This is a genomic window from Rhizobium sp. UGM030330-04 (genome assembly GCF_003208455.1).
In the GTDB taxonomy this organism is placed as follows: domain Bacteria; phylum Pseudomonadota; class Alphaproteobacteria; order Rhizobiales; family Rhizobiaceae; genus Agrobacterium; species Agrobacterium rhizogenes_A.
Genome location: NZ_QKML01000010.1, coordinates 143,784 through 156,439, shown reverse-complemented (window position 1 = coordinate 156,439; position 12,656 = coordinate 143,784). Strand labels below are relative to the sequence as shown.

Below are 12,656 nucleotides of genomic sequence, written 5' to 3'. Positions count from 1 at the left end.
CATTTATCCCAGCGCGTTCGCCAATGTCACGAACTCTTCCACCGACAGCGTTTCCGCCCGTCGTGTCGGATCGATGCCCGCTTTTTCCAGCAGCGTTTCGCCGCCAAGGCTTTTCACGCTCTGGCGCAGCATCTTGCGGCGCTGGCCGAAGGCGGCCTCGGTCACTTTTTCAAGCTTGGCAACGTCACAAGGCAGCGGCTTGTCCTTCGGCAGCAGGTGCACGACGGTGGAGGTTACCTTCGGCGGCGGGCTGAAGGCCTGCGGCGGCACGTCGAAGGCCATTTCCGATACCGTGCGCCAGCCGGCGAGAACGCCGAGGCGGCCGTAATGGTTGTCGCCTTCTTCCGCCACGATGCGCTGACCGACTTCCTTCTGGAACATCAGCGTCATGGAGAGCCAGAAGGGCGGCCATTGTTTCGGCAGCAGCCAGTTGACCAGCAATTGCGTACCGACATTATAAGGCAGGTTGGCGATGATCCGTACGGGTTCGCCGGCGGGAAGCAAGGTCTCGAAATCGGTCTTCAGGGCATCACCCTCGATGACCTCAAGACGTCCGGGATAATGTGCTTCTATTTCCGCCAGCGCCGGCAGGCAGCGGCTGTCGCGTTCGACGGCGATGACCTTTTTTGCACCAAGTGAAAGAATGGCGCGGGTGAGGCCGCCAGGTCCGGGGCCGACCTCGATCACCGTCACACCCTCAAGCGGTCCCGCCGTTCGGGCGATCTTCTGGGTGAGATTGAGGTCGAACAGGAAATTCTGCCCGAGCGATTTCTTCGCATCGAGCCCGTGGCGCTGGATGACATCGCGCAGCGGTGGCAGTCCGTCTATGGCCGCCATTATACGCCAACCCGGCTGCGGGCAGAGATTTCTGCCGCCATCTTCAGCGCCGCGACAAGGCTCGCTTCATTGGCGATACCCTGACCGGCAATGCCGAAGGCGGTGCCATGGTCGGGTGACGTGCGGATGAAGGGCAGGCCGAGCGTGACATTGACGGAATCGTCAAAGCCGAGCGCCTTGGCCGGAATGAGTGCCTGGTCATGATACATGCAGACCGCCACGTCGTAGCGCTTGCGGGCGGCATCATGGAACATGGTGTCGGCGGGCAGGGGGCCGAAGGCATCGATGCCGTCCTTGCGAAGCCGCATGGTTGCCGGATGAACCACATCGCGGTCCTCGGTGCCCAGCGCACCATCTTCGCCCGCATGCGGATTGAGACCGGCGACAGCCAGACGCGGCGCCGCAATGCCGAATTTCTCGCGCAGATCGGTATCGATGATACGGCAGGTCTTGACGATCAGCTCTTCCGTCAGCGCCGCCGGCACGTCTTTTACCGGAATATGGATCGTTACCGGCACGACGCGGACCTTGGGGCCGGCAATCATCATCACCGGCGTTACCTGCTCGCCGGTCTGGCGCAAGGCGAGATCGGCCAGAAATTCCGTATGACCGGGAAAACCGAAACCCGCTTCGTAAAGCACGGACTTCGCAATCGGATTGGTGACGACAGCCGCAGTCTTGCCCTCAACTGTCAGGGTCACGGCGGTCTCGATGGCCTTGATCGTCGCGTGCGCTGCTCCGACATGCGGCTGGCCCGCCTGTACCTCGAAACCGACGGGAAGCGGAAGCACAGGGAAAGCACGCTCGAACAGGCCGGCGGCATCACCCGCTTCGCAGGTCTCGATAGTGACCGGGATACCGATCAACGCCGCGCGGCTTGCCACCACATCGGGATCGCCGATGAAGATAAAGGGCGGCAGACCGTTCTCCCGGCGCTTTGCCCAGGCGGTGATGGCGATATCAGGGCCGATACCGGCTGGATCTCCCTGTGTCAGGGCAAGCGGCAGGGATGCATGTGTCACGGAAAGACCCGGCTTTCGTCTCAGTATCAGGTGTTGACGATCTGCGCCTTCTTGCGCAGCTCATCCATATATTTCTTCTCGTTGGGGTTTTCGCCGCCCTTGGCCTTCATCAGGTCTTCGGCCTTGAACACCATTTCCGCGGCATAGTCGTCGGATACCTGACGCTGCTTGCAGATTGCCAGATATTCGACGCCCTTTTCGGTCACGCGGGTGCCGGTGGTGCCGCCTTCCTTGGTCTTTTCCACCAGCGCCTTCCAGTCTTCCGGCAGTTCGGGCGCGAGAATTCGTCCAAGGTCCTTGATCGCCACGTCGCGCATGGTTGCGGCAAAGCTCATGGCCTGATCGCAGCCGGGGTAACGCTTGCGCGAGGCTTCGGCCTCGGCCTTGCGCTTGCCGGTAATGGCGTTACGCTTCGATTCCGGAATGACGAAAATGATCTGCTGCAGGAAATATTCCGTGGTGACCGGCTTGTCGCCGCGTTCCTTCAGGCGGGTAACGAGGTCCTGGGTCGACATCTTGCCACGTGCGCCATAACGGGCGTTGACAAGGCGAGGCCAGCTCATCTGTACGGCGATGAAGGCTTTGAAATGATCGGCGCCAACACCGGCCTTCGAAAGGATCTGTGTCAGCTGCTGCGGGTTCATCTTGTTATTGGCGGCAAAGCGCGCGAAAGCCGCGTCGACATCGTCCGTACTGACCGACATTTTCACGCGGCCGATTTCTTCACGCTTCAGCGCTTCGTCCACCAGCTGCTCGCGGGCCTTTTCGTTGAGATTGCCGGACTGGCGCTGCAGCTTCAGGAAGGCGACGCGCTTGGCGATATCGTCATTGGTGATCGGCGTCTTGTTGACGACGATCTTGACCGCGCTGTCGGCAAAGGCCTGGCCGGAATAGGGCACGACGGCCATGGGAACGGCGAATATCGCAAAGGCGAAAGCAGCGCCACGCAAAGCCGTCTTTCCGAAATTCATCATATCCTTCTCCCTTTCGTCGGGCCGGGTCCTGTTTCCCTGTCCCGCCAATCTGTTCGTCTGTCGCTCAGGAGTGCGGCACTCCCGGCTTTCAGAGCTGCATTTTTGTATCCGCACCGCGATTTTGCCACGTATATATCATCGTGATCCGCAGGACGGCAATGTGTCGGTTTGTTGAAAGAAAACCCCGATGGAGGTTTAAACGCAGCCGACACTGGCGTGTTGTTGCGGCGAAACCGTGACTTTTACTGGCTGAATGGCAAAAAGGCAGGCCACGATGCTGTGTGACCTGCCTTTAAACTCAGTAATTGTTCGGTTTCCAGCCGATATCCATATCGGCCCAGTCTTCGTTTGCGGAGCCGACACTGATGTCGCCGAGCGTACGGAACGCCAGACGGGCATTGATCGACCAGTCATTGGCGGCCTCCCGGCTGGAGTTGATGTTGCCCTCGTCGGAATAGCTGACGGTGAAGATCGTGCATTCATCCTGGTAGAGAATACCGATCCGGCGCTCGGCGGCAAACTTGCCGTTCAGATCGTAGTTGATCGAGCCGAACAGCGACCAGTTGTCGTCCATGCGCAACATGCCGGAGGCCTGAACGATGTCGCGGTCTTCGTTATAGCCATATTTCGGCTGAGCCTTCACCTGCGTATAGCTAAGCTTGCCGGTGATGCGGCGGTCCGAATAGCTGATGCCTGTTTCCGAGCGATTGATATCCAGATCGTCCTTGTCGAGACGCAGGCTCGACGACAGCGAAAGGCCGATCGGTGCGTCGAAGGCCGCCATGGCGACGTAATCCGAACGGTCCGATTCCAGACCGGAATTGGCGCCGACATTGGCCAGATCGTAGGAGGCGAAGGAGTTTTCACCCGCCAGATGGAAGGACTGGCCGACAATGGCACGAACACCATAACCGTTGTCGAAGGTACCATTATAGCGGAAGCCGAGATTGGCGCGGGTGCCGCCCTCGATCCGGTCGAAACCGGAGAACTTGTCGCGCTCGAACAGATTGGTCGCATCGAATACGAATGCCTGCGCATCTTCGTTTGGAAGACGGCCGGAATATTGCTCGTTCGGGCGCACGAAAATCTGTGCGATCGGTTCGATCACGTGGCTGCTGTTGAGCGCCGTGAAGAGCCAGGGGTAACGCACTTCCAGGCCGCCCGTGACCATGCCGCGAAACGCAGCATCGTCATGCATCATGCCCTCATAGGCATAGGATGTGCCACCCGACGTGAAGCTTGACGGAGACATGTCCGTCCACAGCGCATCGCCGCGTGCAGCGAGGATAGGCGTGATCTGCAGACCGCTATCCATCGTGAAGGTGCGCTTCCACTCGGCTTCGGTGGAAAGGCGCGTATAATCGCCCTCGAGTCCGTTGAAGCGCGAATAACCTCCAAGTGCGTAGGAATCCTGCTTCAGGCGGGTGATGCTGGTCAGGTTGGTGGTCAGCGAGAGCTCGCCACCATAGATCGGATCCGGCACGAAATAACGGTAATCGACGACCGGATGAACGATAGCCTGCTTACGTTCCTGAGATTCGGTATTATCCGTATTCTGAACGTTGAAATAATAGCCGCGGGCGTCGAAGCTGTTACGCTCGCTCGATCCGCTCAGATAGATTTGGTTGGTCTGGACGTCGTTCTTGTAACCCTTCAGCCCGTAGGTGCGTGAAAAGTTGTTGTCGGTCTGCACCATCGCATCCCAGCCGAAGGCCCAGCGCGGATTGATGGTGAAGTCGCCCTTGCTGGCGATCATGCCGCGATTGTCGTTCAGCGCGTCGCTGGTTCCGGCCGTGAAGGTTTCGGATTTCAGCTGGCTGATGCCGGCGATCGTGACCGTGTGCATGCCGGTTTCGAAACGCTGGCGCAGTTCCGCCTGCAACAGCAGGCCCTGCGTCGTGTAATAGGTCGGCGTAACCGTCACATCCGATGTATCGGACAGGACGTGGAAATAGGGAACGCCGATGCCGAAACCGAGATTGTCGGTAATGCTCATCTGCGGGAACAGGAAGCCGGACTTCCGCTTCACCGTATTGTCGGGAACCGTCAGGAACGGCACATAGGCAATCGAATGGCCGAAAAGCTGCAGGCGGGCTTTTTCCAGCCGGATCGTATGGGTCTTTCCGTCCTGGACGACGCGCTCGGCCTTGACCTGCCAGAGCGGCGCCTTTTCAGGCTTTGCGGCGCAGGGCAGACAGGCGGTGTAGACGCCGTTGTTGAGGACCATAAGGTCGCCTTCGAGACGCTCGGCGCTCTCACCCGCGATGCGGGTATTGTCCGGGGTCTCGACGCGTAGCGCGTTGACGAAGCCCTGACCGAAATCGTCAGTGACATCCATCTCGTCGGCATAGATCTTGTTGCCGCCGGGCTCGATCAGCTCGATGTTGCCATGGGCGATCACGCGACCGGTCTGCTGATTATATTCCACTTGCTGGGCCACCATGCGGTAGCCCGAATATTTCATGCGAACCACGCCCTTCGCGATGACGCGCTGGGAATCGCGATTATAGGTCAGTTCATTTGCTGTAAGCAGGAGTTTCGAATCGTCTTGGCTTGCCGACGCAAGCAAACCATCCTGGCCGAAAGCGACCGGGCTGGATGCCAAATACGCGCACACAGCGGCACCTGTCAGAAGGGCCGTCCAAAGCCGCCTGATATTCCCGCGGTCATATACCGCCACTAGCCGTCCTCCTGATGAAGCAGAATGGTTGCCCCCAAAGCCAACGCCACGATAACTGGAACCCAGACCGCGACGGTGGGAGGGACAACACCACCACTCCCGAATGCCCTTACGAGCACGGTTACTACATAAAGCACGAAGCCGGAAACGATTCCACCCAGAATCACGGAGCGCGACTGGGCGAAGCGGCTGAACTTTAATGAAACGGTCGCGGCGATCAAGGTCATCGCAACCAGAAGCAGGGGCGTCGATAGCAGGAAATGATACTGCGTCTCAAGCGCTTTTGAAGACAGTCCAAAAGACTTTGCAACTTCGATCTTGTGAGAAAGATCAAAGAAAGCAACGGTTTCCGTCTGCGTCATCCGTTCCTGCACGAATTCCCGTCTCAGATTGGTACTGATCCGCGTGCTCTCTTGCCGAACTGGCACATGTCCCGCGCGGGTTTCCGTTACGCCGTTAAGAAGCCAGTAACCATCTTCCAACTTTGCCGACTTGGCATCCTGCCGCGAGACGATGTTTCCGTCCTTGTCGAGGTGGATCAGAACCACATCGAGCAGCATCGTTCCATTGTCCTCGAAGCTCTTGGCGCCGATGATCGTGTCCTGGCCGCCGCTCGCCTGACGCATCCACGGAATGATCTGCTGCTGGCGGCCGCCATTGGCTTCGTTGCGCCATCCCGCTTCCATCGCCAGCGACCGGTTCTGGCCCCATGCGGCGATGGGGTTCAAAACGACGACGGACAGAATGCCGAGAAGGACCGCTCCCAGGACGAAGGGAAGGATGAATTGCCAGGCGGAAACACCTGCTGCGCGCGTGACAACCAGTTCATAACGTCGATTGAGCGAGATCAGCGTCGTCATGCCCACGAAAAGGGCGATGAAGGGAACGGTCTGCTGCAGGATCAGCGGCAGGCGAAGTGCTGTCAGGCCAAGTGCGCCCGGAACCGAATAGCCCGGCACACTGGACATGCGCCGCGCCGTCTCGCTGAAATCCGCGAGATAGATGATCGACGATACGCCGAGCACGAACCATACGGCGGTTATCAGATAGCGTTTCAGGAAATACCGGGCGAGGGTGTTGAAAATCATGCGTTGCCGCTCCCCGAATTGCGTGCCAGCCGGCTGGAGAACAGACGGCGCAGGCGGCCTGCCGTATCCGCGATCACCTTCGGCATTTTCGGCTTGCGACCGGTTATCAGGATGAAGGCGGCCGCGGCGCCGCTGAGACCCGGCACGGCATAGACCAGCGGGATGAAGGCCGCGCTCTGCTTGACCTGATTGGTGACGTAAAAACCGAGCCAGCGCAGCATGAAGGCCGTTACCAGCGCGGCGACCATCGGATGCATGCGCGCCTCGCGGTGCGAGCGGGCATCGGCGGCGATGACCAGCGAGATGAGCGCGAAGGAGAAGGCGAACATCCAGTCCGACAGCCGCTTGTGCAATTCGCTGCGGAAGTTCTCCGGCGACCGCTTGTAGCTTGCATTGTTCTCGTCGGGAGAAAGAAGGAAGCTGAGGCTGGCATCGCCGGGAGACAGCGACGGCTCGGAATCCTGCTTTTCCGACATGGTCGAGAGATCGAAGGCATAGGACAGGAACTTGACGATCGAGACCTTGCCGTCAGGCGTCTTCTGCTGCACTTCGCCGTCGCGCATGGTCAGCGACGTACCGCTCTCATCGATCATGCCTTCCTTGGCGTAATAGATGAGATCGAAATTCGGATCGCGGCGGTCGGCGACGAACAGGCCCTTGAGAATACGGCCCTGCCGCTGCGCGATCTGCACGTAAAGACCGTCCTGAATGGTGCGGAAGGTCTTTTCCTCGATCACGGATGAGAGCAGGTCGGCATAGGCCGCAGCCACCATCTGCCGGGCGGAATTGCGCGCCGGCGGCTCGATGAAATTGGTGATGGTAAAGGAAAACGCACTCAGAACGGCGGCCAGAATGAGAACCGGGCGAAACATCACCGAACGCGGCGCCCCGGCCGCATCGATGATGGCAAGCTCGGAATCATTGTTCATCGCCGTGAATATCTGGGTGATGCCGATGACGAGGGCGAAAGGCAGGACGACGGGAATGAGCGTCGGCAGGATCATGGTCGCAAGCGCCATGAAGGAGCCCATCGACTGGCCCGTATCGGTGACGAGATTGATTCTCTGGAGAACCTGGATGGTCCAGATGATGGCCAGCACCGGCAGCAGCGCGACCAGAAACATCTGCGTTGTCCGCCGCAGGATATAGTTCTCGAGAAGCTTCATACTGCCCTTGTCGACATTGTTTTTTCCGCACGATCGCCCGCCGGATTTCCGCCTATCTAATCGCATCGTTTGCAATTGGCTATTCCGGCGTGCTCACAAATATGTTTTGCGCGACGATTTTTCCATCGCCTGTGTCTTTTTGTGGAACAAGCTGTCGGTTTCATGACGTGATTTCCTGTTTCACAAAAATGCCTTTCCTTTAAAGACTGTAGGCCTTTAAAGAATGCAGGGTTGCGCCCGGGGCCGAAAAGGCCATGATTGTGCGCATCATGCAGGTCGTTCACGAAGAGCAGGAAAACATGTCCGCCAAATTCGATATTTCTTTCGCCAATTCCGCTTCGCTTGAAAACGCTCTGGCCGTTGTGCTGCAGGCCTCGGGTGAGGCACAGGCCGTCGCCGGTGCTTCCGAGGCCGATCCGGGTGGGGTGATCGACAGGGCGGCGAAGATATCCGGCTTCTCCGCAAAGTCGATGACGACGCTCGACGTGATCGCGCCGCAGGGTTCCGCGGCCGACCGGCTGCTCGTCATCGGTCTCGGCAAGCCGTCGAAACTCGTGGCGCATGATTGGCTGCGCGCCGGCGGCACGGCTGCCGCCGGTTTCCGCAAGGCGGACAAGGTCGCCATCTATCTCGACGCTCCCGGCATTGAGGTCGGTGCCCAGGCGGCGGCGGATTTTGCTCTCGGCCTGCTGCTGCGCGCCTATAGCTTCGATGCCTACAAGACCAAGAAGAAGTCCGACGACGAAAAGACCCCGAAGAAGGTCGATGTCATCATCGTCACCGCGGCCCATCGGGAAGCGGAAAAGGCCTTCGCCGTGTCCGAAGCCGTGGCCGGCGGCGTTCTGCTGGCGCGCGATCTCGTGAACCTGCCGCCGAATGCTCTCGGTCCCGTCGAATTTGCCGAAAAGGCCGAAGAGCTGCGCAAGCTCGGCGTCGATGTGGAAATTCTCGGCGAGAAGGAACTGAAGAAACTCGGCATGAACGCGCTTCTCGGCGTGGCGCAGGGTTCGGCCCGTCCGCCCCGGCTTGCGGTCATGCAGTGGAATGGCGGCTCCAAGAAAGATGAACCCGTTGCTTTCGTCGGCAAGGGAGTGGTTTTCGATACCGGCGGCATTTCGCTGAAGCCCGGCCTGAACATGGAAGACATGAAGGGCGACATGGGCGGCGCTGCGGCCGTGACCGGCCTCATGCATGCGCTCGCCGCCCGCAAGGCCAAGGCGAATGTGATCGGCGTCATCGGCCTGGTGGAAAACATGCCCGATGGCAATGCCCAGCGCCCCGGTGACATCGTTACCTCCATGTCCGGCCAGACCATCGAGATCATCAATACCGATGCCGAGGGCCGGCTGGTTCTGGCCGATGCGCTCTGGTACACCAAGGAACGCTTCAACCCGAAATTCATGATCAATCTCGCCACCCTCACGGGCGCGATCACGGTTGCGCTCGGCAATCTGCAGGCGGGCCTCTTCTCCAATGACGATGAACTGGCCACGCGCCTTGCAGATGCGGGCGAGGTGACGGCTGAAAAGCTGTGGCGCATGCCGCTCGGCAAGGATTACGACAAGATCATCGATTCCAAATTCGCCGACATGAAGAACAGCTCGGGTCGTCTGGCCGGCTCCGTCACCGCCGCCCAGTTCCTCAAGCGTTTCGTCGGCGAAACGCCGTGGGCGCATCTCGATATTGCCGGCACGGCCATGGGGTCGCCGCTCACCGAGATCAACCAGTCCTGGGGATCGGGCTATGGCGTGCGGCTTTTGAACGAACTCGTTCGCGCGCATTACGAAGATTGAGACGGCCGGAGCTCCAGGTCTGCGGATGACTGAAATTCTGTTCTACCATCTGACGGAATCGAAGCTCGAGGATGCCTTGCCGCCTTTGCTCGAAAAATCGCTGGAACGCGGCTGGAAGGTCGCGATCCAGACGGTTGACGAGGAGCGTCGCGACTTCCTCGAGACGCATCTGTGGACCTTTCGTGACGACAGCTTTCTGCCGCACGCCACGGATACGTCTTCGGTACCGCAAAGCCAGCCGATTCTCCTGACGGCCTCGGAGGCCAACGGTAACGGCGCAAATGTCCGCTTTCTGGTGGACGGCGCCGAACCGCCGGCGGTGGAAGCCTATGAGCGCATCGTCTTCATGTTTGACGGATATGATGCTTATCAGCTCGAAATGGCGCGAAATCACTGGAAGCGACTGAAGAGCGAAGGTCATGCCCTGACCTATTGGCAACAGTCGCCGGAGGGCCGCTGGCAGAAGAAGGCGTGAGCGCGGGCAGGTGTCGATCTCGCCCGCCAGCATAGCCCATAAACGGACCGGCAAAAACTCGCACGTGGCGTCGCATGCCGGTTTTTGCATTATGTGCCGGCCGGCCCGGAGGCCTCAGAGGAAGCAGCGGAAGGACATTATCATGGGACAGGCGATATCGCGACCGGAAGCGGAAACGGAACGTCTGGTCGCGGTAAGGTCCGTCATGTCCTTCAGAAATGCGGAAATACCGGAGCTGAAGGTGCTCTCGCAGCTGGGGCAGGGCGTTTTCGGCGTGCCGCGCGCCGCCGTCCATATCGTTGATGAGGATTGGCTGCATATTGCCGAACAGGCGGGCATGCAGCTGTCGGAATGCCCGCGCGATCTGTCGATCTGCAACCGCGTCATTGACAGGCGGGATGTCGTGGCCATTTCCGATCTGACGGCGCATCCGGATTTCCGCTTCATGTCCTACGTTAAAGGGGGGCCTGAACTGCGCTCCTATGCCGGTGCGCCGATCGAGCTGGAACCCGGCCTCGTCGTCGGGGCCTTTTGTCTGGTCGATACGGTGCCGAGAAAGTTTTCCCGCGGCGAAATCGACAATCTCAGACATTTTGCGATGCTGGCGGCGGCGCTCCTGCGGCTTCAGAAAGCCAATTTCACCATGAGCCTTGCCGAGCGTGAGTTGCGCGACGCGGCGATGACAGACCCTCTGACCGGCTTTTATAACCGCAAGGCGCTGGAAGCGATCGTTGACGGGCAACTGGGCGCCGCACTTCAGGCGAGCGAGACCTTCGGCGTGCTTTATCTCGATCTGGATGGTTTCAAGACGATTAACGATACGTTCGGCCACCCGGCCGGTGACTGCGTGCTGACCGCCGCCGCCGGGCGCATTCGCGGTGCCATTCGCAGCGAGGATATCGCGGTGCGTATGGGCGGCGATGAATTTGCTATTTTCATACCGCGACCCGGCGCGCCGGAAGTGATGCGCGCAATGGCCGACCGGCTTTTATCCGCCTTCCGCAAACCTTTCGATGTCGAGGGCCAGGAGGTCGAGGCACGCCTCAGCATCGGCGGCGCGATTGCTCCGCAGGCGGGTGCCGATCGAGCGACGTTGCTGTGCAGCGTCGACGAGGCTCTGTATCAGGCCAAAAAATCAGGGCGCGACCGCTTCGTCAGCCGCGCCCTGTGATGTCTGCTTCTTCGAAAAGCGTTTCGGCGTCTCAGTCGTAGAAGGAATCCACGAATTTGTGGCGGCCGAGAAGGAAGGCGTCCGCCACATGGGTCAACGGTGCCAGATCCACATCCGAACGGCCCGCCTTGATGATTTCCGCAAAACGCTCGTAAAGCGCCGGATATTCCCGCTCCGGTTCAGAGAGCTTCTCTTCGCCATTGATCGAGAGCTTCGCGCCGCCTTCCGAAAGCACCATCCGTCCGGATGAGGTTTCGGCAACGATATCCCAGCTCTGTTTGCCGGTCTGGCGCCAGTCGAATTCGGCATGAACGGGCATTTTCGTCACGTCGGAGAAATGCAGGTCGGCGGCGATCGGTGCGTCGCGGTTTTCCGGGAATTCCAGTGTCGCCTTGGTCAGGAACAGCGCGCGCGGCAGGATGTGGGTGATGATGGAGAGTGCGTTGATGCCGGGGTCGAACACGCCGAGGCCGCCCGCCTGCCAGATCCACGCCTGGTTCGGATGCCAGTGGCGCACATCCTCCTTCCAGATGATATGCACGCTGTCGATTTTTGTCGCGGCCAGAAACGCTTTGGCGGCTTCCACTGCCGGTGCGTAACGCGAGTGCCAGCTGGCAAACAGGGAAAGGCCCTTCGAATCCGCGAGGCGCACGAGATCCTGCACTTCGGACAGCGTGGCACCCGGCGGCTTTTCGAGGAAAACATGCTTGCCGGCATTCAGCGCCGCATAGGCCGCCTCGTAGCGATATTGCGGCGGCATGCACAGCGACACGGCCTCGATTTGCGGAACCGCTTCGAGCATCGCCTCGATGGTGCCATAGGAGGCGACGCCGTCCACTGTACCGTGACGGCTTGCCGTGGCGATCAGTTCGAAATCCGGATTGCCTGCGATGGCTGGAAGGTGCTGGTCGCGAACGATTTTGCCGACGCCGACGATGGCAAGCTTGGTGGCTGACATGGAGAGGTACCCGTTTGAGTGCTTCATGAGATAAAGTGTGACTTTACAAGTTTTTTAGCAGAAACGGCCGAAGGGGCAAGGTGATCATCCAGACCGGGAACGGCTTTTTTGGCTAACAATATCAGGTGTTAAAAACGTGAAAGCGTTATTTGTGAATAAAGTAATATTCTTGAAATTAAATAATGAATTGAGAATTGATCAAAAAATTCAACTTCAGATGGTTTTATAAGATCGTTTTTTGATATTCATCGTGGAAATTTAATAGTCGATTTTAGTTTTTATTGTGAGTTCTTCGAATTGCGTTTGGATGATATTTTTATTTTGAGAAGAAAATCTCTTGTATTTTGTTTTACAAGATGAATGAAATCAATCATCGGTTCAATATGTATGGACCGAGTTCGGCATGGCTATCGATAGTCTGTAGCTATGTCGATATGAATTGGGCGGGGAGTAGATTATCCGGCCGAACATTATCCTGTGGCTTTCTGTTGT

General features: G+C 58.8%; 10 protein-coding genes. 3 read left to right on the top strand and 7 right to left on the bottom strand.

From position 1 onward, the window contains the following. Positions 1-3: 3 nt before the first annotated feature. The 6 genes from rsmA to N434_RS16575 form a co-directional block, all read right to left on the bottom strand. Positions 4-837 (bottom strand): 16S rRNA (adenine(1518)-N(6)/adenine(1519)-N(6))-dimethyltransferase RsmA, encoded by an 834-nt coding sequence (rsmA, locus tag N434_RS16600; protein WP_110759319.1) that lies wholly within the window; start codon positions 835-837, stop codon positions 4-6. Further along, a complete protein-coding gene (gene pdxA / locus N434_RS16595; protein WP_110759318.1) occupies positions 837-1,859 on the bottom strand; it encodes a 4-hydroxythreonine-4-phosphate dehydrogenase PdxA in 1,023 nt (340 codons plus the stop codon). The genes rsmA and pdxA overlap by 1 nt, the downstream gene beginning before the upstream one ends. Before the next feature lie 26 nt (positions 1,860-1,885). Further along, positions 1,886-2,833, bottom strand: coding sequence for a SurA N-terminal domain-containing protein (locus tag N434_RS16590; protein WP_110759316.1), 948 nt, complete (start codon positions 2,831-2,833; stop codon positions 1,886-1,888). Between the two features lie 298 nt (positions 2,834-3,131). Continuing rightward, a complete protein-coding gene (locus N434_RS16585; RefSeq protein ID WP_110759315.1) occupies positions 3,132-5,513 on the bottom strand; it encodes an LPS-assembly protein LptD in 2,382 nt (793 codons plus the stop codon). Continuing rightward, positions 5,513-6,601, bottom strand: a complete 1,089-nt coding sequence (gene lptG / locus N434_RS16580) for an LPS export ABC transporter permease LptG (RefSeq protein ID WP_065115325.1) — start codon at positions 6,599-6,601, stop codon at positions 5,513-5,515. The genes N434_RS16585 and lptG overlap by 1 nt, the downstream gene beginning before the upstream one ends. Then, complete coding sequence (locus N434_RS16575; protein ID WP_110759313.1) at positions 6,598-7,767, bottom strand: LptF/LptG family permease; 1,170 nt, start codon at positions 7,765-7,767, stop codon at positions 6,598-6,600. Before N434_RS16575 ends, lptG begins: the two co-directional genes overlap by 4 nt. A gap of 299 nt (positions 7,768-8,066) precedes the next feature. On the opposite strand from N434_RS16575, the gene N434_RS16570 reads away from it, so the two are divergent. The 3 genes from N434_RS16570 (at position 8,067) to N434_RS16560 (ending at position 11,206) form a co-directional block, all read left to right on the top strand. Continuing rightward, on the top strand, positions 8,067-9,560 hold the full coding sequence (locus N434_RS16570; protein ID WP_110759416.1) for a leucyl aminopeptidase: 1,494 nt from the start codon (positions 8,067-8,069) through the stop codon (positions 9,558-9,560). 25 nt (positions 9,561-9,585) lie between these two features. Further along, positions 9,586-10,035, top strand: coding sequence for a DNA polymerase III subunit chi (locus tag N434_RS16565; protein ID WP_110759311.1), 450 nt, complete (start codon positions 9,586-9,588; stop codon positions 10,033-10,035). A 142-nt stretch (positions 10,036-10,177) separates the two neighbouring features. Beyond that, on the top strand, positions 10,178-11,206 hold the full coding sequence (locus tag N434_RS16560) for a sensor domain-containing diguanylate cyclase (RefSeq protein ID WP_110759310.1): 1,029 nt from the start codon (positions 10,178-10,180) through the stop codon (positions 11,204-11,206). Between the two features lie 31 nt (positions 11,207-11,237). On the opposite strand, the gene N434_RS16555 is transcribed toward N434_RS16560, so the two are convergent. Further along, positions 11,238-12,164, bottom strand: a complete 927-nt coding sequence (locus tag N434_RS16555) for a Gfo/Idh/MocA family protein (RefSeq protein ID WP_110759308.1) — start codon at positions 12,162-12,164, stop codon at positions 11,238-11,240. Positions 12,165-12,656: the final 492 nt, after the last annotated feature.

What these genes read in the sequence shown, in the direction of transcription:
- rsmA (WP_110759319.1), bottom strand. Translation starts at nt 837, where the DNA reads ATGGCGGCCATAGACGGACTGCCACCGCTGCGCGATGTCATCCAGCGC.
- N434_RS16590 (WP_110759316.1), bottom strand. Translation starts at nt 2,833, where the DNA reads ATGATGAATTTCGGAAAGACGGCTTTGCGTGGCGCTGCTTTCGCCTTT.
- lptG (WP_065115325.1), bottom strand. Translation starts at nt 6,601, where the DNA reads ATGATTTTCAACACCCTCGCCCGGTATTTCCTGAAACGCTATCTGATA.
- N434_RS16575 (WP_110759313.1), bottom strand. Translation starts at nt 7,767, where the DNA reads ATGAAGCTTCTCGAGAACTATATCCTGCGGCGGACAACGCAGATGTTT.
- N434_RS16570 (WP_110759416.1), top strand. Translation starts at nt 8,067, where the DNA reads ATGTCCGCCAAATTCGATATTTCTTTCGCCAATTCCGCTTCGCTTGAA.
- N434_RS16565 (WP_110759311.1), top strand. Translation starts at nt 9,586, where the DNA reads ATGACTGAAATTCTGTTCTACCATCTGACGGAATCGAAGCTCGAGGAT.
- N434_RS16560 (WP_110759310.1), top strand. Translation starts at nt 10,178, where the DNA reads ATGGGACAGGCGATATCGCGACCGGAAGCGGAAACGGAACGTCTGGTC.
- N434_RS16555 (WP_110759308.1), bottom strand. Translation starts at nt 12,164, where the DNA reads ATGTCAGCCACCAAGCTTGCCATCGTCGGCGTCGGCAAAATCGTTCGC.